Source organism: Enterobacter cancerogenus, assembly GCF_019047785.1.
Classification (GTDB): Bacteria; Pseudomonadota; Gammaproteobacteria; order Enterobacterales; family Enterobacteriaceae; genus Enterobacter; species Enterobacter cancerogenus.
Genome location: NZ_CP077290.1, coordinates 2,816,232 through 2,840,579, shown reverse-complemented (window position 1 = coordinate 2,840,579; position 24,348 = coordinate 2,816,232). Strand labels below are relative to the sequence as shown.

The 24,348-nt window shown below is 57.7% G+C and carries 18 protein-coding genes and 1 riboswitch; of the genes, 7 read left to right on the top strand and 11 right to left on the bottom strand.

Annotation, left to right across the window (positions count from 1 at the left end; translation table 11 throughout):
- Positions 1-8: 8 nt before the first annotated feature.
- A riboswitch (cobalamin riboswitch) is annotated at positions 9-184 on the bottom strand.
- A 104-nt stretch (positions 185-288) separates the two neighbouring features.
- Positions 289-1,389 (top strand): tRNA (uridine(54)-C5)-methyltransferase TrmA, encoded by a 1,101-nt coding sequence (gene trmA / locus I6L58_RS13375; protein WP_088209383.1) that lies wholly within the window; start codon positions 289-291, stop codon positions 1,387-1,389.
- A 91-nt stretch (positions 1,390-1,480) separates the two neighbouring features.
- On the opposite strand, the gene I6L58_RS13370 is transcribed toward trmA, so the two are convergent.
- Both I6L58_RS13370 and fabR read right to left on the bottom strand, forming a co-directional pair.
- The gene (locus I6L58_RS13370; protein WP_006179198.1) at positions 1,481-1,840 is read right to left on the bottom strand and encodes a YijD family membrane protein; all 360 of its coding nucleotides are present in this window, start codon (positions 1,838-1,840) and stop codon (positions 1,481-1,483) included.
- Positions 1,840-2,484: an HTH-type transcriptional repressor FabR gene (gene fabR, locus I6L58_RS13365; protein WP_072208921.1), complete on the bottom strand. Its 645-nt coding sequence runs from the start codon at positions 2,482-2,484 to the stop codon at positions 1,840-1,842. The genes I6L58_RS13370 and fabR overlap by 1 nt, the downstream gene beginning before the upstream one ends.
- Before the next feature lie 196 nt (positions 2,485-2,680).
- Between fabR and sthA the strand changes: the two genes are divergently transcribed.
- The gene (sthA, locus tag I6L58_RS13360; RefSeq protein WP_058610674.1) at positions 2,681-4,081 is read left to right on the top strand and encodes a Si-specific NAD(P)(+) transhydrogenase; all 1,401 of its coding nucleotides are present in this window, start codon (positions 2,681-2,683) and stop codon (positions 4,079-4,081) included.
- On the opposite strand, the gene oxyR is transcribed toward sthA, so the two are convergent.
- The 4 genes from oxyR to argC form a co-directional block, all read right to left on the bottom strand.
- Positions 4,064-4,981 carry a DNA-binding transcriptional regulator OxyR gene (oxyR, locus tag I6L58_RS13355; protein ID WP_006179194.1) on the bottom strand — a complete coding sequence of 306 codons (918 nt, stop codon included), beginning with the start codon at positions 4,979-4,981 and terminating at the stop codon, positions 4,064-4,066. The two genes, sthA and oxyR, sit on opposite strands and share 18 nt — an antisense overlap.
- A 347-nt stretch (positions 4,982-5,328) precedes the next feature.
- Positions 5,329-6,702, bottom strand: a complete 1,374-nt coding sequence (argH, locus tag I6L58_RS13350; protein WP_006179193.1) for an argininosuccinate lyase — start codon at positions 6,700-6,702, stop codon at positions 5,329-5,331.
- Positions 6,703-6,779: 77 nt separating this feature from the next.
- Positions 6,780-7,556, bottom strand: a complete 777-nt coding sequence (gene argB, locus I6L58_RS13345) for an acetylglutamate kinase (RefSeq protein WP_006179192.1) — start codon at positions 7,554-7,556, stop codon at positions 6,780-6,782.
- 6 nt (positions 7,557-7,562) lie between these two features.
- Entirely contained in the window at positions 7,563-8,567 is a 1,005-nt protein-coding gene (gene argC / locus I6L58_RS13340) for an N-acetyl-gamma-glutamyl-phosphate reductase (protein WP_088209382.1), read from the bottom strand.
- Between the two features lie 88 nt (positions 8,568-8,655).
- On the opposite strand from argC, the gene argE reads away from it, so the two are divergent.
- Positions 8,656-9,807 carry an acetylornithine deacetylase gene (gene argE / locus I6L58_RS13335; RefSeq protein WP_058610676.1) on the top strand — a complete coding sequence of 384 codons (1,152 nt, stop codon included), beginning with the start codon at positions 8,656-8,658 and terminating at the stop codon, positions 9,805-9,807.
- A 271-nt stretch (positions 9,808-10,078) separates the two neighbouring features.
- Positions 10,079-12,730, top strand: a complete 2,652-nt coding sequence (ppc, locus tag I6L58_RS13330; protein WP_006179189.1) for a phosphoenolpyruvate carboxylase — start codon at positions 10,079-10,081, stop codon at positions 12,728-12,730.
- A gap of 93 nt (positions 12,731-12,823) precedes the next feature.
- On the opposite strand, the gene katG is transcribed toward ppc, so the two are convergent.
- The 4 genes from katG to metB all read right to left on the bottom strand — a co-directional run bounded on the left by katG (position 12,824) and on the right by metB (position 19,945).
- Entirely contained in the window at positions 12,824-15,004 is a 2,181-nt protein-coding gene (katG, locus tag I6L58_RS13325) for a catalase/peroxidase HPI (RefSeq protein WP_088209381.1), read from the bottom strand.
- A gap of 208 nt (positions 15,005-15,212) precedes the next feature.
- Positions 15,213-16,103, bottom strand: a complete 891-nt coding sequence (metF, locus tag I6L58_RS13320) for a methylenetetrahydrofolate reductase (RefSeq protein ID WP_006179187.1) — start codon at positions 16,101-16,103, stop codon at positions 15,213-15,215.
- Positions 16,104-16,349: 246 nt separating this feature from the next.
- On the bottom strand, positions 16,350-18,782 hold the full coding sequence (locus I6L58_RS13315) for a bifunctional aspartate kinase/homoserine dehydrogenase II (protein WP_006179186.1): 2,433 nt from the start codon (positions 18,780-18,782) through the stop codon (positions 16,350-16,352).
- Positions 18,783-18,784: 2 nt separating this feature from the next.
- Positions 18,785-19,945, bottom strand: a complete 1,161-nt coding sequence (gene metB, locus I6L58_RS13310; RefSeq protein WP_058610678.1) for a cystathionine gamma-synthase — start codon at positions 19,943-19,945, stop codon at positions 18,785-18,787.
- Between the two features lie 275 nt (positions 19,946-20,220).
- Here metB and metJ point away from each other — a divergent pair, with 275 nt between their 5' ends.
- The gene (metJ, locus tag I6L58_RS13305; RefSeq protein WP_006179183.1) at positions 20,221-20,538 is read left to right on the top strand and encodes a met regulon transcriptional regulator MetJ; all 318 of its coding nucleotides are present in this window, start codon (positions 20,221-20,223) and stop codon (positions 20,536-20,538) included.
- 48 nt (positions 20,539-20,586) lie between these two features.
- Here the strand turns inward: metJ and rpmE are convergent, their stop codons facing one another.
- Positions 20,587-20,799 (bottom strand): 50S ribosomal protein L31, encoded by a 213-nt coding sequence (gene rpmE / locus I6L58_RS13300; protein ID WP_003862040.1) that lies wholly within the window; start codon positions 20,797-20,799, stop codon positions 20,587-20,589.
- A gap of 200 nt (positions 20,800-20,999) precedes the next feature.
- On the opposite strand from rpmE, the gene priA reads away from it, so the two are divergent.
- Both priA and cytR read left to right on the top strand, forming a co-directional pair.
- The gene (gene priA / locus I6L58_RS13295) at positions 21,000-23,195 is read left to right on the top strand and encodes a primosomal protein N' (RefSeq protein WP_088209380.1); all 2,196 of its coding nucleotides are present in this window, start codon (positions 21,000-21,002) and stop codon (positions 23,193-23,195) included.
- A gap of 120 nt (positions 23,196-23,315) precedes the next feature.
- Positions 23,316-24,341, top strand: coding sequence for a DNA-binding transcriptional regulator CytR (cytR, locus tag I6L58_RS13290; protein WP_058610680.1), 1,026 nt, complete (start codon positions 23,316-23,318; stop codon positions 24,339-24,341).
- The last annotated feature ends 7 nt before the right edge of the window (positions 24,342-24,348 follow it).

Genomic DNA, 24,348 nt, shown 5'->3' with positions numbered 1-24,348 from the left:
ATGAAACCAAGTGCGACGTGATCCCGGCAGGTCTTCGGGCTGGGTGGCGTTATACGGATGAAGACTTCCCATTTTCACAGTGTCTACAACATTCATCCCGCCAGTCCTTACCGCTGCGCGTCAGCTCCAGATTTTCACTGGATTCCCTTTTCACTCTCAGGAGACCGGAAACAGAATGCTACAATTAGACACGTATAGATGTCCAGACAGCTATTGGCCATAAACTCTGGACATCCCCTGAACAATGCCTACAATCCCCGCGTAATTCTTTATCACTCAGGACGCATCATGACCCCCGAACACCTCCCGACAGAACAATACGACGCGCAGCTGGCCGAGAAAGTCGTCCGCCTGCAAAGTATGATGACGCCGTTCAACGCGCCCGTTCCCGAGGTGTTCCGTTCGCCGGTCAGCCACTACCGCATGCGCGCCGAGTTCCGCATCTGGCATGACGGCGATGACCTGTACCACATCATTTTCGATCAGCAGACGAAATCCCGTATCCGCGTAAACAGTTTTCCGGCGGCAAGTGAGCTTATTAACCAGCTGATGACGCTGATGATGGACGGCGTGCGCAATAATCCGGTGCTGCGCCACAAGCTGTTCCAGATTGATTACCTGACCACGCAAAGCAATCAGGCCATTGTGTCTCTGCTGTATCACAAAGCGCTGAACGACGAGTGGCGCGAGCAGGCTGAAGCGCTGCGTGATGCGCTACGCGCGCTGAACCTCAACGTTCATCTGATTGGCCGCGCGACCAAAACCAAAATCATGCTCGACCAGGATTACATCGACGAGCGTCTGCCGGTCGCGGGAAAAGAGATGATTTACCGCCAGGTGGAGAACAGCTTCACCCAGCCGAACGCTGCAATGAATGTGCAAATGCTGGAGTGGGCGCTTAATGCCACGAAAGGCTCAACGGGCGATCTGCTTGAGCTGTACTGCGGGAACGGCAACTTCTCGCTGGCGCTGGCGCGTAACTTCGAGCGCGTGCTGGCAACGGAAATCGCCAAACCGTCCGTCGCGGCGGCGCAGTACAACATTGCCGCTAACCATATCGATAATGTGCAAATCATTCGTATGGCGGCAGAAGAGTTCACCCAGGCGATGAACGGCGTGCGTGAGTTTAACCGACTGCAGGGCATCGACCTGAAAAGCTACCAGTGCGAGACGATTTTTGTCGATCCGCCGCGCAGTGGCCTGGACAGCGAAACCGAAAAGATGGTGCAGGCGTACCCGCGCATTTTGTACATCTCCTGCAATCCGGAGACGCTGTGCAAGAACCTGGAAACCTTAAGCCAGACGCACAACGTTGAACGGCTGGCGCTGTTCGATCAGTTCCCGTACACGCACCATATGGAGTGCGGCGTGTTGCTCACCGCAAAATAATCTGCTTTACGTAGGGCAGGTAAGCGAAGCGCTACCTGCCAATAAATGCCGGATGGCGCTTCGCTTATCCGGCCTGCAACGACAAACCCCTTTACTCCGGCAACCGGCTCTTACGGTTGCGCATGCGCGAACCAATCCAGAAGACCAGCACCACGGACAACACCGCCGGCAGGAAGTTGGAACCGATATCCGGGTATTCCGCACGAACCACGGTACTAAACAGCAACACGCCCAGTATAAAGCAGGCGGCCGCCAGCCCCGGTAAGCCGACGGGCATGGTGCGGTTCAGATAGCGTTGATGCAGGCAGTAAACCGTCAGCACCAGCGAAATAATCGGGAAAATCGAGAACGGAACGATGGAGCTAAAAATAGCCGCAAACGTGCCGTTAATGGATAAGCCAGCGATCAATGCCAGCAACAGCGTTCCTTTATCCTGACCTGACTGTTTCATTACTCACCTTCGTCGGTTTGATGTGCCAACTTTTCTTGTTCACGGCGATACCAGTAGTACGCGCCTTTGGAAATCATCCTGAGCTGCAATACCAGTCGCTCTTCGAGTTGCTTGCGTTGTTCAATACCCACATCCAGCGCTTCGGCACCGGCACTGAAGACTATCGTCACCATCGCTTCGGCCTGCGCTTCGGTGAACGCACGCGGCATATGGTTTTCGATTTCAAGATAGTCGGCAAGTTCCGCGATGAAATGTTGAATTTCACGCGCCACGGCGGCACGAAACGCGGCCGATGTTCCGGAACGTTCACGTAACAGCAGACGAAACGCGTTCGGGTTATTGCCAATAAACTCCATAAAGGTCGAGACGGAAGTGCGGATCACGCTGCCGCCTTTCGCGATACGCTGACGCGCCTGGCGCATCAGCTGGCGCAGCATCAGGCCGCTCTCATCGACCATGGTCAGGCCCAGTTCATCCACATCACGGAAGTGACGATAGAAGGACGTTGGCGCAATCCCGGCCTCACGGGCGACTTCGCGCAGGCTCAAACTGGCAAAACTCCGCTCAGCACTCAGTTGACTGAATGCGGCTTCCACCAGCGAACGCCGGGTTTTCTCTTTTTGTTGTGCTCTAACGCCCATCACAATAGTTGAATCCTTCCAAAGGCCTGATGGCACTATACCAGAGAATAAAATTAATCTGTTTGTGCAGCTTTGTGAATGATTGTTTACGTGCGGTTTGTGCTTCATTGACTGAAAAAAGCACAACGATAATTGGGTTACTCTGGCAATGATGTTATGATTCTGTTGCTTTTATGTATAAGAACAGGTAAGCCTTGCCATGCCACATTCCTACGATTACGACGCAATAGTTATTGGTTCCGGCCCCGGCGGCGAAGGTGCTGCTATGGGTCTGGTAAAACAGGGAGCCAGAGTAGCGGTCATTGAGCGCTACCATAATGTCGGCGGCGGTTGCACCCACTGGGGCACCATCCCTTCAAAAGCCCTCCGCCATGCCGTTAGCCGCATTATCGAATTTAACCAGAACCCTCTTTACAGCGACCATTCCCGACTTCTTCGTTCCTCTTTTGCCGACATCCTGAATCACGCTGATACCGTTATTAACCAGCAAACGCGGATGCGCCAGGGGTTCTACGAGCGTAACCACTGCGAGATCTTGCAGGGCAACGCCCATTTCGTGGATGACCACACGCTGGCGCTGGAGTGCCACGACGGAACGGTTGAAACCATCACCGCCGAAAAGTTTGTTATCGCCTGCGGTTCACGCCCGTACCATCCGGCGGACGTAGACTTTACGCACCCGCGTATCTACGACAGCGACTCCATCCTCAGCCTGCACCACGAGCCGCGCCACGTAATTATCTACGGCGCGGGCGTCATCGGCTGCGAATATGCGTCGATCTTCCGCGGCATGGAGGTCAAAGTTGACCTGATCAACACCCGCGACCGTCTGCTGGCGTTTCTCGATCAGGAGATGTCAGACTCCCTCTCCTACCACTTCTGGAACAGTGGCGTCGTGATCCGTCACAACGAGGAGTACGAGAAGATTGAAGGCTGCGACGACGGTGTAATCATGCACCTGAAGTCCGGTAAGAAGCTGAAAGCGGATTGCCTGCTGTACGCCAACGGCCGCACCGGTAATACCGATTCGCTGGCGCTGGAAAACCTCGGCCTTGAAACCGACAGCCGTGGCCAGCTGAAGGTCAACAGCATGTACCAGACCGCGCTGCCGCACGTTTATGCTGTCGGCGACGTGATTGGTTACCCGAGCCTGGCGTCAGCCGCGTACGATCAGGGCCGTATTGCCGCGCAGGCGCTGGTGAAAGGTGAAGCGACGGCGCACCTGATCGAAGATATTCCGACGGGTATCTACACCATCCCGGAGATCAGTTCTGTGGGGAAAACCGAGCAGCAGCTGACGGCCATGAAGGTGCCTTACGAGGTCGGTCGTGCTCAGTTTAAACACCTGGCACGGGCGCAAATCGTGGGCATGAGCGTGGGTACGCTGAAGATTTTGTTCCACCGCGAGACGAAAGAGATCCTCGGTATTCACTGCTTTGGTGAACGCGCCGCGGAAATCATTCATATCGGCCAGGCAATCATGGAGCAAAAAGGCGGTGGCAACACCATCGAGTACTTCGTTAACACCACCTTTAACTACCCGACGATGGCGGAAGCCTATCGGGTCGCTGCGCTGAACGGCTTAAACCGCCTGTTTTAACGTGCTGTCAAAGTGGCCATCCATGGAACTGCGGATGGCCTCTGCCAGCTGCTCATAGCGGCTGCGCAGCGGTGAGCCTGGGCGATAAACCAGACCAATGGTGCGTCGCGGCTCTGGCTTAATGCACGGCAGATAGACTACGCCGTCACGCTTGCGCTCGCGCGGCACGGCCAGTGCAGGCAACAGCGTAATGCCGCTTCCCGCCGCCACCATGTTACGCAGCGTTTCCAGGCTGGTTGCGCGGAAGTGGGTATCTTCATCCGCACCCGCTTCAAAGCAGAAGCCCATCGCCTGATCGCGCAGGCAGTGTCCATCTTCCAGCATCAGCAGCTTTTCACCGGCCAGATCGGCCATCGGCACGCGATCGCGGTTCGCCCACGGGTGATCTTCATAGATCGCCAGCATCATCGGCTCGTCGAACAGCGGCACTTCGATAAAGGCTTCACTCTCTTTGACCAGCGCCAGGATCGCGCAGTCGAGCTTGCCGCTATCGAGCTGCGCCAGCAGCTGATGGGTTTGCGCTTCGTGGAGATACATTTCGAGCTTGGGGAACGTCTGATGCAGCATGGGAATAATCTGCGGCAACAGGTACGGGCCAACGGTTGGGATCAGGCCAATATGCAGCGGGCCGGACATCGTCTCCCCCTGCTGGCTTGCCATTTCCTTGAGCACTTTGACCTCGCGCAGCACGGTGCGCGCCTGATCCACCAGCAGAAGACCGGCCTGGGTGAACAGTACCTTACGGCTGGTGCGCTCAAGCAGCATCACGCCCAGCTCATCCTCCAGCTTGCGGATCTGACCGCTCAGCGTGGGCTGGCTGACGTGGCAGGAATCTGCCGCGCGGCGAAAATGACGATGCTCGGCTAACGCTACCAGGTATTCAAGATCACGAATATTCATTATTCATCCTCCGTCGCCACGATAGTTCATGGCGATAGATAGCATAGCAACGAACGATTATCCCTATCAAGCATTCTGTTGAATAATACACCACAGAGACGAGGCGGTACGTGTTTGACCCTTGACGTCCCCGCCCGTCAGCGAGTTTCTCTCAAAACTCGAAAAAATAAAGCCAACGTGAACTTTTGCGGACCCCGTGGTCCGCATTTTTTTTGCGTAAAAAAGCCCGGCGTTAAGCCAGGCTCCGTTTTTCCCTCACCCTGGCCCTCTCCCAGAGGGAGAGGGAACCAATCGAGCCCCTCTTCCCGTGGGAGAGGAGTTAGGGTGAGGGCACCAGCCCGCCCCTATCAAACCAGGCGGTTTTTCGCATCCGCAATCGCCTGCGCCACCTGCTTCGGCGACACGCCACCTTTGGCCGCACGCTTGTCCAGGCACGACTGCAGCGCCAGAATCGGGTAAACATCCTCCCCGATCACTGCACTGAATTTCTGCAGGTCAGCCAGGGGCAGATCCTCCAGCGGTTTCCCCTGACGGATCGCTTCGACCACCGCTTCACCCACAATATGGTGCGCTTCACGAAACGGTACGCCTTTCGCTACCAGGTAATCCGCCAGCTCGGTCGAGTTGGCATAACCCTGCTGGGCCGCTTCCTGACAACGCGGACGTTTCACCTGAATGCCGTCCAGCACCAGCGCGCCCATGTGCAGGCAATCCAGCCAGGTGTCGAGCGCGTCGAACAGCCCTTCTTTGTCTTCCTGCATATCTTTGTTGTACGCCAGCGGCAGCCCTTTTAGGGTCATCATCATGCCGGTCAGCGCGCCCTGCACGCGGCCGCACTTGCCGCGGATCAGCTCCAGCGCATCCGGGTTTTTCTTCTGCGGCATCAGGGAAGAGCCGGAGGTCACGCGGTCAGACAGCTCAACGAAACCGGCTTCACCGGAGTTGAAGAAGATCAGGTCTTCGGCAAAGCGCGAGAGATGCACCATTCCGATGGATGCGTTAGACAGCAGCTCCAGCACATGGTCACGGTCAGAGACGCTGTCCAGGCTGTTACGGGTGGCGGAGGCAAAGCCCAGCCAGCCTGCCAGCTGCTCCCGGTCGATTTCATACGCCGTTCCCGCCAGCGCCCCGCAGCCCAGCGGGCTGACGTCCAGACGCTTCAGGGTATCCTGCAGACGGCTTTCGTCACGCGCCAGCATCTCCACATAGGCCAGACACCAGTGAGCAAAGGTCACCGGCTGCGCGCGCTGCAGGTGGGTATAACCCGGCATCACCGCGTCCTGGTTGTTCTGCGCGGTCTCCACCAGCGCGCTCTGCAATTGACGGTTGGCCGCCAGCAGCTCAGCCACGGTATCTTTACACCACAGCTTGAGATCGGTCGCTACCTGGTCGTTACGGCTACGCCCGGTGTGCAGCTTTTTACCCAGCTGGCCGACTTTGTCGATCAGCTTGCCTTCAACCCAGCTGTGAATGTCTTCGGCATCACTCTGGAGAATTTGCGCCGGATCCAGACGCACCTCTTCCAGCAGGTTGTTCAGCGCCTCTTCCAGCTGCAGCTGTTCGTCTGCGGTCAGCACGCCAACGGTGACCAACGCTTTGGACCAGGCCACAGAGCCGACAATATCCTGTTCGGCCAGGCGATAGTCGAAACGCAACGAGTCGTTGAACTGTTTGAACCGCTGATCCGCTGCCTGTGTAAAACGCCCACCCCAAAGTGCCATAACATGCTTCCTTTATATCTTTGAATTTCATTGCCCGGTGGCGCTACGCTTACCGGGCCTGCAAAACTGTAAATTGATTACGCCAGTATACGCGTGCCAATTGGCGTGCCGTTAAACAGCGCCGGCAGCTGTTCCGCGTGACGCCAGGAGGCGATATCCACCGGGCGGCCCAGCGTGCGGGCGGCATCCAGCGCCGCGTTCACTTTGACGATCATGCCGTCGGTAATAATGCCCTGGTCAATGAGCTGCTCGGCTTTCGCCGCCGTCATCTCCGCAATGCGCTGGCCTTTGCCGTCCAGAATACCGCTCACGTCGGAGAGCAGGATCAGGTCTGCGCCAAGCGTAGCCGCCAGCGCCGTCGCCGCCTGGTCAGCGTTGACGTTCATCAGCTCGCCCTCTTCGGTCACGCCGATAGAGCTGACGACCGGCAGGAACCCGCCGTCCAGCAGAGTGTTAATCAGCTTAGGCGAACCCGGCTGCGCCAGTCCAACGTGGCCGAGCGCTTCGTCGAGCTGGGTCACTTTTACGCTGTCGCCGTCGCCCAGATAAAGGCCCACGGAAGCAATGTGATGCTTCTTCGCCCACGCCAGCAGCGTCTTGTTCGCCGTTCCCGCCAGCGCACCGGTAATGATGTCAATCTGGTCGGCAGGCGTGACGCGCAGGCCGTTTTTCTTGGTCACCGGCAGGTTAAGCCCTTTCATCAGCTCATCCACCACGCAGCCGCCGCCGTGGACGATGACCAGCGGGCGCTGGTGCGACTCACGGTAGTTCACCAGCGCGGTAAAAAGACGCTCCAGCGCTTCTTCGCTGTCCAGCAGCACGCCGCCGAGTTTGATAATTAATGGGTTCATCATCACACCTTAAATAAGAGACTGCGCTTCAGGGAAGCCGAAACGAATATTGGCGCACTGCATGGCCTGAGCGGCAGCGCCTTTCAGCAGGTTATCTTCGGCCGCCACCACAATCAGGTGCTCGCCCTGCACGGCAAAGCCGATGTCGCAGAACGGCAGACCGACCACGTTTTTCAGCGCCGGGACGCCTTTGTTATACAGACGCACCAGCGGTTTATCCGCATATGCCTGGGTAAAGGCCTCGCTTACCTGGTCTTGAGTGACGCCCGGCTTCAGGCGGCAGGTAATGGTTTCGAGGATCCCGCGCGGGAAGTTGCCCAGATGCGGCGTAAAGATGACGTCCGCACCCAGATGGGTCGTGATTTCAGGATGGTGGCGGTGGTTAAACACGCCGTACGGTTGAAGGCTCACTTCACAGAAGCTATTGGACATTGCAGCCTTGCGGCCCGCCCCGCTTACGCCGCTGGTGGCGTTGATCACCGGCCACTGGTTGAGATCCAGCAGGCCCGCATCGATCAGTGGCTTCAGGGAGAGCTGCGCCGCCGTCGGGTAGCAGCCCGGCACGGCGATCAGGTTCGCCTCTTTCAGCCGGTCCGCATTCCACTCCGCCAGACCGTACACCGCCTGTTCAAGCAGTGCCGGGTGCTGATGAGTGAAACCGTAGTATTTTTCATAGAACGCGGCGTCGTTCACGCGGAATGCACCGGAGAGGTCGAACACCACGCAGCCCGCCGCCAGAAACTGCGGTGCCAGATCGTGGCTGACCTCGTGCGCGGTGGCTAAAAACACCACGTCCACGCCGTCGGTGAACGCGCTGATATCAGACATTGGCTGCAAAGGCAGATCGACAATACCCCGGAGCTGCGGATGCAATTCAGAGATTAACTTTCCTGCATCATTGCTTTGCGCTGACACGGTCAAAGCGGTTATGGTCATATGAGGATGGCGATTCACGTAGCTTACAAGCTCTGCGCCCGCATAACCGCTAGCGCCTACAATCAGCGTATTCAACATCGGGTTCCTTTATGCTCAACGTTAATGTATTTTTATTCACATTTATTGCATGAATATTGATACTATCACGACCTAAGGTGTGTCAACAATGAAAATGAACTTACCGCCATTTATCGAGATTTACCGCGCCCTGATTGCCACACCGTCCATCAGCGCAACCGAAGAAGCGCTGGATCAGAGCAATGAGTCTTTAATCAATCTGCTGGCGGGCTGGTTTAGCGATTTGGGCTTTAACGTTGAGGTTCAGCCCGTCCCCGGCACGCGCCATAAATTTAACCTGCTCGCCAGTACCGGAACCGGTGCGGGCGGCCTGCTGCTAGCCGGCCACACCGATACCGTGCCGTTTGACGATGGCCGCTGGACGCGCGACCCGTTCACCCTGACCGAACATGACAATAAGCTGTACGGTCTGGGCACCGCCGATATGAAAGGCTTCTTCGCCTTTATCCTCGACGCGCTGCGTGACGTCGACGTGACAACGCTGAAAAAGCCGCTCTACATACTGGCGACCGCCGATGAAGAGACCAGCATGGCGGGGGCACGCTACTTCTCGGAAAACACGGCCATTCGCCCGGACTGCGCGATCATCGGTGAGCCCACGTCATTGCAACCGATTCGCGCTCATAAAGGCCATATTTCAACGGCGGTGCGCGTACTGGGCCAGTCCGGCCACTCCAGCGATCCGGCGCGCGGCGTGAACGCCATTGAGCTGATGCACGACGCCATTGGCCGCATCATGACCCTGCGTGACGATCTTAAAGAGCGCTATCACTACGAAGCCTTCACCGTGCCTTACCCGACGCTGAACCTCGGCAGCCTGCACGGCGGTGACGCCTCAAACCGCATCTGCGCCTGCTGCGAACTGCACATGGATATCCGTCCGCTGCCAGGCATGACGCTGAGCGATCTCGACGGCCTGCTGAATGAGGCACTGGCCCCGGTAAGCGAGCGCTGGCCGGGCCGTCTGACCGTCTCTGAGCTGCATCCGCCGATCCCGGGCTACGAATGTCCGCCGGATCACCAGCTGGTCCAGGTGGTGGAAAAGCTGCTCGGTGAGAAAACCGACGTGGTGAACTACTGCACCGAAGCGCCGTTTATTCAGACCCTGTGCCCAACGCTGGTGCTTGGCCCGGGTTCCATCAACCAGGCCCACCAGCCGGATGAGTACCTGGAAACCCGTTTTATCAAGCCCACCCGCGAGCTGATTACTCAGGTTGTGCATCACTTCTGCTGGCATTAAAACTGACCATCGCTATCCCCTCTCCCGGTGGGAGAGGGTTAGGGTGAAAGGGAAAATTCCCGCGATCTCTATCACATTCTCATAAGCATCTCTTATCTGACGCGAAGCGAATTAAATTTCGTAAATTACCCGCATTTATTCGTTTGCTGAACCGTTTTCGCAGCAATTGACGACGGGGGTTTTACGTGGCTTTATAAGAGGAGATGACAAAATAATGTCCACCCGATTTTCGACTGGGCATAAACAAAAATGATGGGGTGACTGGGTTTTTATGAACGAACAATATTCCGCGTTGCGTAGTAATGTCAGTATGCTCGGCAAAGTGCTTGGAGATACCATCAAAGACGCGTTAGGTGAGAACATTCTCGACCGCGTTGAAACCATCCGCAAGCTGTCCAAATCTTCCCGTGCAGGTAACGAGGCTCACCGTCAGGAGCTGCTCACGACCTTGCAGAACCTCTCCAACGATGAGCTGCTGCCTGTTGCACGCGCGTTCAGCCAGTTCCTGAATCTGGCCAACACCGCCGAGCAATATCACAGCATTTCGCCCAACGGCGAAGCGGCCAGCAACCCGGAAGTCATTGCCCGCACGCTTCGTAAACTGAAAGACCAGCCCGATCTCAACGAAGACATCATTAAAAAAGCGGTGGAGTCCCTTTCGCTTGAGCTGGTACTGACCGCTCACCCTACGGAAATCACCCGTCGTACGCTGATCCACAAAATGGTGGAAGTGAACAGCTGCCTTAAGCAGTTGGATAACAAAGACATTGCCGATTACGAGCGTAACCAGCTGATGCGCCGCCTGCGCCAGCTGATTGCCCAGTCGTGGCACACCGATGAAATTCGTAAGCACCGCCCAAGCCCGGTCGACGAAGCCAAATGGGGCTTTGCGGTGGTGGAAAACAGCCTGTGGGAAGGGGTACCGAACTACCTGCGCGAGCTGAACGAACAGCTGGAAGAGAACCTTGGCTACCGCCTGCCGGTCGATTTTGTTCCGGTGCGCTTCACCTCCTGGATGGGCGGTGACCGCGACGGCAACCCGAACGTCACGGCGGAAATCACCCGCCACGTGCTGCTGCTGAGCCGCTGGAAAGCAACCGATCTGTTCCTGAAAGATATTCAGGTACTTATCTCCGAGCTGTCGATGGTGGAAGCCACGCCGGAGCTGCGCGCGCTGGCCGGCGAAGAAGGCGCCAGCGAACCGTATCGTTATCTGATGAAAAAACTGCGCGGTCAACTGATGGCCACTCAGGCCTGGCTGGAAGCGCGTCTGAAAGGCCAGCGCCTGCCTAAACCGGAAGGTCTGCTCAGCCAGAACGAGCAGCTCTGGGAGCCGCTGTACGCCTGTTACCAGTCGCTGCAGGCCTGTGGCATGGGCATCATCGCCAACGGCGAACTGCTCGACACCCTCAGGCGCGTGAAGTGCTTCGGCGTGCCGCTGGTGCGTATCGACGTGCGTCAGGAAAGCACCCGCCATACCGAAGCGCTGGGCGAACTGACCCGCTATCTCGGCATCGGCGACTATGAAAGCTGGTCAGAAGCCGACAAACAGGCGTTCCTGATCCGCGAACTGAACTCCAAGCGCCCGCTGCTGCCGCGCAGCTGGGAGCCAAGCAACGACACCCGCGAGGTGCTCAATACCTGTAAAGCGATCGTCGATGCGCCGAAAGGATCGGTGGCCGCCTACGTGATCTCAATGGCAAAAACCCCGTCCGACGTGCTGGGTGTTCACCTGCTGCTTAAAGAGGCCGGTATCGACTATGCTCTGCCGGTTGCACCGCTGTTTGAAACCCTCGATGACCTGAACAACGCCAACGACGTGATGACCCAGCTGCTGAACATCGACTGGTATCGCGGCTTCATCCAGGGCAAACAGATGGTGATGATTGGCTATTCCGACTCCGCAAAAGACGCGGGCGTGATGGCGGCGTCATGGGCACAGTACCAGGCACAGGATGCGCTGATCAAAACCTGCGAGAAAGCGGGCATTGAACTGACGCTGTTCCACGGTCGCGGTGGTTCAATCGGACGTGGCGGCGCCCCTGCGCACGCGGCGCTGCTCTCCCAGCCGCCGGGCAGCCTGAAAGGCGGCCTGCGCGTGACCGAACAGGGCGAGATGATCCGCTTCAAATACGGCCTGCCGGAAGTGACCATCAGCAGCCTGTCGCTCTACACCAGCGCGATTCTGGAAGCGAACCTGCTGCCACCGCCGGAGCCGAAAGCCTCCTGGTGCCACATCATGGACGAGCTGTCGGATATCTCCTGCGATCTGTACCGCGGCTACGTGCGTGAAAACAAAGATTTCGTGCCTTACTTCCGTTCCGCCACGCCTGAGCAGGAGCTGGGTAAGCTGCCGCTGGGATCGCGTCCGGCCAAACGTCGCCCGACCGGTGGCGTCGAGTCGCTGCGTGCCATTCCGTGGATTTTCGCCTGGACGCAAAACCGCCTGATGCTGCCAGCCTGGCTGGGCGCCGGTGCGGCGCTGCAGAAAGTGGTGGAAGACGGTAAGCAGAGCGAGCTGGAAAGCATGTGCCGCGACTGGCCGTTCTTCTCAACCCGTCTGGGCATGCTGGAGATGGTCTTCTCGAAAGCCGACCTGTGGCTGGCGGAATACTACGATCAGCGCCTGGTGAAACCAGAACTTTGGGCGCTGGGGAAAGAGCTGCGTGAGCTGCTGGAAGGCGACATCAAAGTGGTTCTGGATATCGCTAACGACTCGCACCTGATGGAAGATCTGCCGTGGATTGCCGAGTCTATCCAGCTGCGTAATGTCTACACCGACCCGCTGAACGTACTGCAGGCCGAACTGCTGCACCGTTCCCGTCTCGCCGAAGAGGAAGGCAAAGAGCCGGACCCTCGCGTCGAGCAGGCGCTGATGGTGACGATTGCAGGCGTTGCGGCAGGTATGCGTAACACGGGTTAATCGCGGTTCTAACACGGGCGGCTTTCGCACGTTGCTTTCACACAATGACAAAAATCCCCGCCGAAGCGGGGATTTTTTTACCCGATGTAAGGGTTACTTCACGTCAAAACGGTCCAAATCCATCACTCGTGCCCAGGCTGCCACGAAGTCGCGGACAAACTTCTCGCTGGCATCACTGCTGGCGTAAACCTCGGCCAGCGCACGAAGCACGGCGTTCGAACCGAACACCAGGTCGGCGCGCGTTGCGGTGTACTTCACTTCACCGCTGGCACGATCGCTCCCGGCAAACAGCTCGTTCGACTCGTCGGTCGCCTTCCACAGGGTATTCATATCCAGCAGATTGACGAAGAAGTCATTGCTCAGCACGCCTTCGCGGTTGGTGAACACGCCGTTCTTGCTGCCATCAAAGTTCGCCCCCAGCACGCGCAGGCCGCCGATCAGTACCGTCAGTTCCGGTGCGGTCAACGTCAGCTGCTGGGCTTTATCAATCAGCAATGACTCGGTTGTGGACACATCCACCTGCGCACGGTAGTTACGGAAGCCATCGGCAATCGGCTCGAGCAGGTTAAACATCTCGATATCCGTCTGGTCCTGACGCGCATCCACACGGCCCGGCGTAAACGGCACGGTGACATAGACACCTGCGGCTTTCGCCGCCTGCTCAACGCCGACCACGCCCGCCAGCACGATGATATCCGCCAGCGACGCCTTGTTGGTGGTACGCTGAATGGCTTCCAGCGCCGGTAACGCACGCACGGCAGCGGCGTTAACATCCCAGTCGCGCTGAGGAGCCAGCGCCAGACGTGCGCCGTTGGCACCGCCACGCTTATCGCCACCGCGGAAGGTCGATGCAGACGCCCAGGCCACAGAGACCAGTTCGCTCACGGACAAACCAGAGGCCACGATTTCCGCCTTCAGGCTTTCAATGTCTTCCGGGGTAGGATTGAACACCGGCTGCGGCAGCGGATCTTGCCAGATCAGATCTTCTTTCGGCACTTCCGGCCCCATGTAACGCGATTTTGGTCCCATATCGCGGTGGGTCAGTTTGAACCACGCACGGGCGAAGGCTTCGTTGAAAGCCTGCGGATCGTTCAGGAAGCGACGCGAAATTTTCTCGAATTCCGGGTCGAAACGCAGCGTCAGGTCGGTGACCAGCATGGTTGGCTTACGTTTTTTCGACGGGTCGAACGGGTCCGGCATGATGTCCGGTGCATCCACGGCTTCAAACTGAATAGCGCCTGCCGGGCTGCGGGTTTGCACCCATTCGTATTTAAACAGGTTCTCGAAGAAGTAGTTGCTCCACTGGGTCGGCGTTTGTGACCAGATGACTTCCAGACCGGAGGTAATAGCGTCTGCGCCAATCCCGGTACCGTGCGTACTGGTCCAGCCCAGGCCCTGCGCTTCAATCGGAGAGGCTTCCGGATCGGTCCCGACGTGCGTGGCTTCGCCCGCGCCGTGGGTTTTACCCAGGGTGTGACCACCGGCAATCAGTGCGACGGTCTCTTCGTCGTTCATGCCCATGTTACCGAACGTCGCGCGGATGGCAGCGGCGGCAGACAGCGGATCGCCGCTGGCATTTGGCCCTTCCGGGTTCACGTAAATCAGGCCCATTTCGGTGGCGGCCAGCGGACGTTTTGCCAGCGCTTCCGGATCGCGGTGTTTCAGCCAGGTCGTTTCATCGCCCCAGTTGACGTCTAAATCCGGTTCCCAGACGTCTTCACGACCTGCACCAAACCCGAAGGTGCGGAAGCCGGAGTTTTCCAGCGCCACGTTACCCGCGAGGATAAACAGGTCAGCCCAGGAGATTTTTTGTCCGTATTTTTGCTTAACTGGCCACAGTAAACGACGGGCTTTATCCAGGCTCACGTTATCAGGCCAGGAGTTCAGCGGTGCAAAGCGCTGTTGCCCGCGCCCTGCCCCTCCGCGTCCGTCAACGGAACGGTAAGTGCCCGCACCGTGCCAGGCCATACGAATAAACAGGCCCGCATAGCTGCCCCAGTCGGCAGGCCACCACGGTTGTGAGTCGGTCAATAGGGCTTTGAGATCGCCTTTCAGAGCGGAGTAGTCAAGCTTGCTGAATTCTTTGCGGTAGTCGAAGTCTTCACCCAAAGGGTTAGAACGGCTGGAATGCTGATTAAGAAGGTCAATGCGGAGTTGTTTAGGCCACCACTCTTTACTGCTGGTACCCGCCCCCGCGCTATGATCGACGCCACCCTGATGGAACGGGCATTTGCCGATCGAAGCCATTTTATTGGTCTCGTCTGACGTGCTCATCGTTGTACTCCCTTTGCTGTGTTACCGTTACGATATACGCCTTAATCGATAAGGTATAGTTGGGATAATCCACAGATTCGATAGTTAATTCCGTTTAATTTCCAGTAGAAAATATGTGACTTTAGAGCGTCAAGACCAGCATCGTCGAAACAACAGAGAAATAAAACCCTTAGAAATCAAAAAACCCTCCGAAGAGGGCTTTTATTTGTTACAAACCGGGTCTGACGCCAAGGGTGTGACATATCGCATAGCTCATCTCCGCGCGGTTCAGCGTATAGAAGTGGAAATCTTTCACCCCTTCGCGGCTTAAAATCTTCACCATGTCCATCGCGATATTGGCCCCCACCAGCTTGCGGGTTTCCGGGTCATCGTCCAGCCCTTCGTACATTTTTGACATCCACAGCGGGATGCGCACGTTGGTCATGTCGGCAAATTTCTTCGCCTGTTTGAAGTTGGATACCGGCAGGATGCCTGGAATAATTTCAACGTCGATGCCCGCAGAGACGCAGCGGTCGCGAAAGCGAAGATAGCTTTCCACATCGAAGAAAAATTGCGTGATGGCGCGGTTAGCACCGGCCTCGACTTTGCGCCTCAGGTTGAGCAGATCCGCCTGGGCGCTTTTTGCCTCCGGATGCACTTCCGGGTAGGCGGCGACGGAAATATCAAAATCCGCCACGTCTTTCAGCAGCGCGACCAGGTCAGTGGCGTACATGTCCGGCTTACCGCTCCCCGGCGGCAAATCCCCGCGCAGCGCAACGATATGGCGAATGCCGTTGTTCCAGTAATCCTGGGCAATTGTCCGCAGTTCGTCAGGCGTAGCGTCGATGCAGGTCAGGTGCGGCGCAGCTTCCAGACCGGTACGATCTTTAATGCCTTTAATAATGCTGTGCGTACGGTCACGCTCACCGGAATTTGCGCCATAGGTGACGGAGACAAACTTCGGCTTCAGGCTGCTCAGGCGATCGATAGAGCTCCAGAGGGTTTGCTCCATTTCACTGGTGCGCGGCGGGAAAAATTCAAAAGAGACGTTAATCTGGCCATTTACTTCGGCCAGGCTCTGATTCAGGGCTTCCCGCTGGTTGGCGTGAAAAAAGCTCATACCTTACCTCATCAATCGCGTGTCGTTATGTGTTGTGTTGTGAACTTCTATACGTTTAGACGTCCAGATGTAAAAATGACGGAAAAGCGGAGTGGCGTCAACAGAAATAATCAACATTAACGGTGAGGAATGCTCAGGGGAAGTTGAGGGGAGTTCATGATAGGGTTTGGGCGTCCCGGCGAGGGGGAAAAGACCGCACCGAGCAGTCCCCTCTCCCCTGTGGGGAGAGGGTTAGGGTGAAGGGGGTTACAGCAGCTTAGCCAGACGGTTGATGTCCGACTGGATCGCCCCGGCGGTCACATCACGCCCTGCGCCCGGACCACGGATCACCAGCGGGTTATCGCGGTACCAGCGGCTTTCGATGGCGAAGACGTTATCGCACGGCAGCAGCGCCGCCAGCGGGTGTTCAGGACGAACCGCCTCCACACCCACGCGCGCTTTGCCGTTCGCCTCGAAGCGTGCCACGTAGCGCAGCACCAGCCCCATCTCGTTTGCCGCTTCCAGACGTTGCACCATCTGCTCGTTCAGCTCGTCGCCATTTTCGAAGAAGTGATCGACCGACCCTTCCTCGCAGCCAGAAGGCACCAGCGACTCGACGCGGACCGCGTCCGGCTCGATGTCATAGCCCGCCTCGCGCGCCAGGATGACCAGCTTACGCATCACGTCTTTTCCGGCGAGGTCAACGCGCGGGTCAGGCTCGGTTAACCCCTGCTGCCACGCCTGATCCACCAGGTCGGTGAACGGCACGGTGCCGTCAAACTGCAGGAACAGCCACGAGAGCGTGCCGGAGAAGATGCCGCTGATCGCCAGGATACTGTCGCCGCTGTCAATCAGATCACGCACGGTGTGGTTGACCGGCAGGCCCGCGCCGACCGTGGCGTTATACAGCCAGTGGCGGCCCGTTTTCTCGAACGCATCGTGGATCTGGCGATACTTATCGGTGCTGCTCGCCCCAGCCAGTTTGTTGGCGCTGATGACGTGGAACCCGTGGCTGGCGAAATCCAGATACTGATCGGCAAGCTGTTCGCTGGCGGTCACGTCCAGCACCACCAGGTCGTCATACGGGTGCGCGCGCATCCACAGGAACAGCGACTCTTCGTCCTGTTCGACCGCTTCATCGTTAAAGAAAGCCAGCGCGCGGCTGGCGTCCAGCCCGTCGTAGTTCAACAGGCTGCGGCGGCTGTCCACCACGCCTGCGAGAATAAATTCGAATCCGGTACGCGCCGAGAGCGTGACCTGCTCGCGCGCGAACAGCTCCAGCCAGCGTGAACCAATATTGCCTTTCCCGAACAGCACCAGGCCAATGCGTTTTTCCGCACGGAACAGCGAGGTATGCAGCCCCTGGATCAGGCTTTCGGTCGGCCCTTTACGCAGCACGGCCACCAGGCTGATGCCCTCTTCCGACTGCCAGGTAAATTCCACCGGCTGGCCCTTAAGCTGCTGCCAGAAACGATGGCAATGCAGCGGGTTACGGGTGACGCCCGCCCCAACCATCGCCACCAGCGCCAGCCCCTGACGCAGACGAAGCTCGCCCGGCAGGCCCGCTTCATCCAGAATTTTCAGCGCGCTATCCGCCACTTCAGCGGTATAGCAGAACTGCAGCAACTGGCGGTCGTTATGCACGCCCACGGCCAGCGGACGAACCTGCGCACGCTTGAGGATCAGATCGATGTCCTTTTGCGCCAGTTTGAAATCCTGGCCCGCAGGCACCTGGAACTCAATCAGGCAGATGTCGTCATGGCTGGTGACAATACGCGCCCCGGTACCCGAGGCCAGCACGCGTTCAATGCGCGTAGAGCCTTGTTCAGGGGTATAGCTACAGCGCAGCTGCAGGTCGATATCGCTGCCGGACACCGGCTGCAGCGTACGGGCGTGCAGAACCGGCGCTGCCAGGCGTGCCAGTTCGCTGGCCTCGTCCAGACGCAGCAGCGGCAGCAGGCAGGCATCTTTCACCTTACGCGGGTCCGCACTGTAAACACCGGCCACGTCGCTCCAGATGGTGACGCGGGAAACGCCCGCCAGCGCGCCGATTTGCGTCGCTGAATAGTCAGAGCCGTTACGCCCCAGCAGCACGGTTTCGCCCGCGCTGCTGCGGCTGATAAAGCCTGTCACCACAATACGTTTGCCCGGATGCTGCACCAGCAGCTGTTGCAGCAGCGGATAAGATAACCCTTCGTCTACCTGCGGCTGCGCGGCGCGCTCGGCACGCAGGAAATCACGCGCATCAAGCCAGGCCGCGTCCACGCCAAGGTGTTGCAGCACGGCGGCCATCAGGCGGGCGGACCACACTTCACCGTGCCCCACCACTTCGGCATACACTGCATCGGTAATGCCGCTGTCGAGCAGGGCGGCCAGACGTTCAAGGTCGTGCGTGAACGCGCTAATCAGCCCGTCCGCCACGTCCGCTGGCAGCAAACCGGCAATCAGCTCGCTCTGATAGCGGCGTAAAGACTGTTGAACCTGATGCGCAGAAAGGCGATCGGTCTGGCTCAGCTTAAGCCAGCTAATCAGCTGGTTGGTGGTGCTGCCCGCCGCGGAGACAACCATCATGTCGCCCGGCTGTGAATACTCGGTCATGATCCCTGCGACACGCAGGTAACACTTCACATCAGCAAGACTACTACCACCAAACTTGTGCAGTTGACGACCCTTCGCCCCTGCCTGCGCTATCACACTCATGATTACCCCTTGGCTGCGACCCGGAAGCCATTTTCCAGATCGGCAATTAAATCTTCAGAATCTTCAATACCGGTTGAGATACGCAGCAGCGTCTCAGAAATACCGGCGGCGGCACGGGCTTCCGGTGCCATACCTGCGTGCGTCATGGTCGCGGCGTGGGAGATCAAGCTTTCAACCCCACCTAAGGATTCCGCCAGCGTAAACAATGACAGCCCGCTCAGGAAGCGACGCAGCGTTTGCTCGTCGCCGTCCAGTTCAAAACTTAACATCGCGCCAAACCCTTTCTGCTGGCGCGCGGCAATCTCGTGGCCCTGATTTTCCGGCAGCGACGGGTGATACAGTTTCTTCACCAGCGGCTGTGTTTGCAGGAAATCCACGATCGCCTGGGCGTTACGCTGCGCCACCTCCATGCGTGGGGACAGCGTGCGAATGCCGCGTAACAGCAGGTAGCTGTCGAAGGCACCCGCGGTGACGCCAATATTATTGGCCCACCATGCCAGTTCAGTGACAACGTCGGGATCTTTTGCAATCACCACGCCCGCCACCACGTCAGAATGGCCGTTCAGATATTTAGTGCATGAATGCAATACCAGATCTGCACCCAGTGCCAGCGGGTTCTGAAGGGCCGGACTGAGGAACGTATTATCCACTACACTTATCGCTCCCGCATCCCTTGCGAGCTGACAAATTTTCGCAATATCGACAACGCGCAGCAATGGATTGCTTGGACTTTCCACCAGCACCAGCTTCGGCTGCTCTGCAAGCGCCTGTTTTAGCGCCTGTTCGTCGTTTTGATCGACAAACAGCACGCGGTAGCAGCCGCGTTTTGCCAGGCTGTCAAACAGACGATAGCTGCCGCCGTAGCAGTCGTGCGGCGCAACCAGAAGGTCGCCAGGTTTCAGGAAGACGGTGGTCACCAGGTGGATCGCCGACATGCCGGTATTGGTCAGTACCGCCCCTGCGCCACCTTCCAGCTCCGCCAGCGCACGCTGGGTAACATCACGCGTCGGGTTGCCGCGACGCGAGTAGTCATGCGCACGGGGTTCATTAAATCCGGTGAAATTATACGTACTGGAGAGGTGAATAGGCGGGACAACACAGCCGTACTGCTCGTCATCATTCAATCCGCTACGCACTGCGATGGTGGCCTGTTTACGCGTCATGGTGAAGGCTTCCTGGCTAATTAGGTGAAAAGTCAGGCACCAGAGTAAACATTGAAAGTATGGACGTCAATACATCTGGACATCTAAACTTCTTTGCGTATAGATTGAGCAATGCGCAAATAGCCGTTAAAATTATATGCTTTAGTGCACGCTGCAGCGGCAATATCCGTGCCACGGTATCGTCTCTACGGTAAACTACACAAGATTCCGGTTCAGAACCGTCAGTTACGGTTTTGCACCTTTAGATTAATGACTGAGAGGATTAAAGGTATCTCATGGCTGAATGGAGCGGCGAATATATCAGCCCATACGCTGAGCACGGTAAGAAGAGTGAGCAAGTAAAGAAAATTACGGTTTCCATTCCTCTGAAAGTGTTGAAGATCCTCACCGATGAACGTACGCGTCGTCAGGTGAACAACCTGCGTCACGCGACGAACAGCGAGCTGCTGTGCGAAGCATTCCTGCACGCGTTTACCGGCCAACCGTTGCCAAACGACGACGATCTGCGCAAAGAGCGTAGTGATGAAATTCCGGAAGAGGCGAAGGTGATCATGCGTGAACTGGGTATCGACCCGGATACGTGGGAATACTGATTAGCGGATACAAAAAAGGCACCTTGCGGTGCCTTTTTTTCGGGAAACTTACTTAGCGCCCGGGATGCTGAAACGCTTGTTGAAGCGGTCAACACGGCCACCGGTTGCAACATCACGCTGCTTACCAGTGTAGAACGGGTGGCATTTGCCGCACACGTCCAGGTTCAGATCGTGGCCCACGGTAGAGCGGATCTGGATAGAGTTACCGCAAGAACAGTTTGCAGTAATCATTTCGTATTTCGGGTGAATATCTTTTTTCATGGGAGAACCTCAGTTAAGGCCGCGTCGCTCTTCCAGCCCTAACGCCAGACACCACGCGATGTTGAATGTAAGTTCTTTGGCGTAAAGTACACCAAAGGCGGCGAATCATACAGAATTTAACCAGCGTATGCAAACTGATCCGCACGCCGCTTTCTCTAATGTGTATACTAACGCGCCACTTTTCAAGTCAGGAAGATTCGATGCCCGTTGCTCACGTAGCCCTGCCCGTTCCGCTTCCCCGCACCTTTGACTATCTGCTGCCCGACAGCATGAGCGCCAGAGCGGGCTGTCGCGTGACCGTGCCGTTTGGCAAACAGCAGCGCGTGGGGATCGTCGTCTCCGTCAGCGAGAAAAGCGAACTGCCGCTCAACGAGTTGAAATCGGTCGTTGAGGTGCTGGACGGCGAACCCGTTTACTCCACCAGCACCTGGCGATTGCTGCTGTGGGCGGCGGATTACTACCATCACCCGATTGGCGATGTCCTGTTTCACGCGCTGCCCATACTGCTGCGTCAGGGGAAAAACGCCTGCCACGCGCCGATGTGGTACTGGTTTGCCACCGAACAGGGCCAGGCCGTAGATATCAACAGTCTGAAGCGCTCGCAGAAACAGCAGCAGGCGCTGGCGGCGCTGCGCCAGGGGAAAATCTGGCGGCATCAGGTGAATGAACTTGAGGTCAGCGAAACCGCGCTGCAGGCACTGCGCAAGAAAGGACTGAGCGAACTTGGCAGCGAAGCGCCCGCGCAGCAAGACTGGCGGGAGAGCTTTTCCGTTTCGGGCGATCGCCTGCGCCTCAATACCGAACAGGCGACCGCGGTGGGTGCAATCCACAGTGCATCGGATCATTTCTCCGCCTGGCTGCTGGCGGGCGTCACCGGCTCCGGCAAGACCGAAGTCTACCTGAGCGTACTGGAAAACGTGCTCGCGCAGGGCAAACAGGCGCTGGTGATGGTGCCGGAAATCGGCCTGACGCCGCAAACCATCGCCCGTTTTCGCGAGCGCTTTAATGCGCCGGTTGAGGTGCTTCACTCCGGTCTGAACGACAGTGAACGCCTCAGCGCCTGGCTGAAAGCCAAAAATGGCGAGGCGGCGATTGTCATCGGTACGCGTTCTTCTTTATTTACGCCGTTTAAAAATCTCGGCGTTATCGTAATCGATGAAGAACACGACAGCTCCTATAAACAGCAGGAAGGCTGGCGCTACCATGCCCGTGACTTAGCGGTCTATCGCGCCCATAGCGAGCAGATCCCCATTATTCTGGGTTCCGCCACGCCTGCGCTCGAAACGCTGCATAACGTACGCCAGCGCAAATACCACATGCTGCGCCTGACGCGCCGCGCGGGCAATGCTCGCCCGGCCATCCAGCACGTGCTGGATTTGAAAGGTCAGCAGGTGCAGGCGGGGCTCGCCCCGGCGCTCATCACCCGCATGCGCCAGCATCTGCAGGCGGGCAACCAGGTGATCCTGTTCCTTAACCGCCGCGGATTTGCCCCTGCGCTGCTGTGTCACGACTGCGGCTGGATTGCCGAGTGTCCGCGCTGCGACCACTATTACACCTTCCACCAGGCTCAGCGTCATTTGCGCTGCCACCACTGCGACAGCCAGCGCCCGGTGCCGCGACAGTGCCCGTCGTGCGGCTCCACGCATATCGTGCCGGTCGGGCTGGGTACGGAACAGCTGGAACAGACGCTCGCCCCCTTCTTCCCTGACGTGCCTATCTCACGCATTGACCGGGACACCACCAGCCGGAAAGGGGCGCTGGAACAACAGCTGGCGGAAGTGCATCGCGGCGGTGCGCGTATCCTGATTGGCACCCAGATGCTGGCTAAAGGACACCACTTCCCGGACGTTACGCTGGTCGCCCTGCTGGATGTCGATGGCGCGCTCTTCTCCGCGGATTTCCGCTCTGCGGAACGTTTCGCCCAGCTCTATACCCAGGTTGCCGGGCGTGCCGGACGTGCCGGGAAACAGGGGGAAGTGGTGCTGCAAACGCACCATCCTGAACATCCGCTGCTGCAAATCCTGCTGCATAAAGGCTACGACGCCTTTGCCGAGCAGGCGCTGGCCGAGCGCCAGACAATGCAGCTTCCGCCGTGGACCAGCCACGTCATCATCCGTGCAGAAGATCATAACAACCAGCAGGCGCCGCTTTTCCTCCAGCAGCTGCGAAATCTCCTGCAGGCCAGCCCTCTGGTGGATAATCAGCTGTGGATTTTAGGGCCTGTTCCGGCGCTGGCCGCCAAGCGTGGCGGGCGGTTCCGCTGGCAGATTTTGCTGCAACATCCCTCCCGCATCCGCTTACAGCACATCGTGAGCGCTACGCTGACGCTGATCAACACGCTGCCTGACGCGCGTAAAGTGAAGTGGGTTCTTGACGTCGATCCGATAGAAGGCTGAATACGGATCGAAAAAATCCAACATCCCTCACACTTTTCATGAAAATTCTGTAACCGATTCCATTAACAATCTGTAAAAATGGCAAGGTGAGAAGTTCGGTGTTCATGCGAGGAGAAGACGTTGAAGTCCAGGAAAGAGGTTGCCTCGGCGACCATGAAAGACGTTGCCGAGAAAGCGCAAGTTTCTACGGCAACCGTGTCCCGCGCATTAATGAACCCGGATAAAGTCTCCCAGGCGACCCGCCATCGGGTGGAGCAGGCGGCCCTGGAAGTCGGGTATTTCCCGCAGGCGATGGGTCGTAACGTGAAGCGTAACGAATCGCGCACTATCCTGGTGATTGTCCCGGACATCTGCGATCCCTTCTTCAGCGAAATTATCCGCGGTATTGAAGTCACGGCGGCGGAACAAGGCTACCTCGTTCTGATTGGCGACTGCGCCCATCAGAACCAGCAGGAAAAGACCTTTATCGACCTTATTATCACCAAGCAGATCGACGGCATGCTGCTGCTTGGCTCTCGCCTGCCGTTTGACGCCAGCATCGAAGAACAACGCAATTTACCGCCGATGGTGATGGCTAACGAGTTCGCGCCGGAACTTGAACTGCCGACCGTGCATATCGACAACCTCACCGCCGCCTTTAATGCCGTGAACTATCTTCAGGAGCTGGGGCATAAGCGCATCGGTTGTATCGCTGGCCCGGAAGAGATGCCGCTGTGCCATTATCGCCTGCAGGGTTATGTTCAGGCGCTGCGTCGCGCCGGTGCCGTCGTCGATCCGCACTATATTGCTCGTGGGGATTTCACCTATGAAGCGGGCGGGCAGGCGCTGGAGAAACTGCTGGCGCTGCCGGAGCCACCTACCGCCGTGTTCTGTCACAGCGACGTCATGGCGCTGGGGGCCTTGTCTTATGCCAAACGCCGTGGGCTGCGCGTGCCGAAAGACTTGTCGATTATCGGCTTCGATAATATTTCGCTTTCGGAATTTTGCGATCCACCGCTCTCAACCGTTGCACAACCCCGCTACCAGATTGGCCGTGAAGCGATGCTGCTTTTGCTGGATCAACTGCATGGTCAAACAGTTAGCAGCGGCTCGCGACTGCTCGACTGCGAGCTAATTGTGCGCGGCTCTACCCAGGCATTGACTTAAAGTAAAC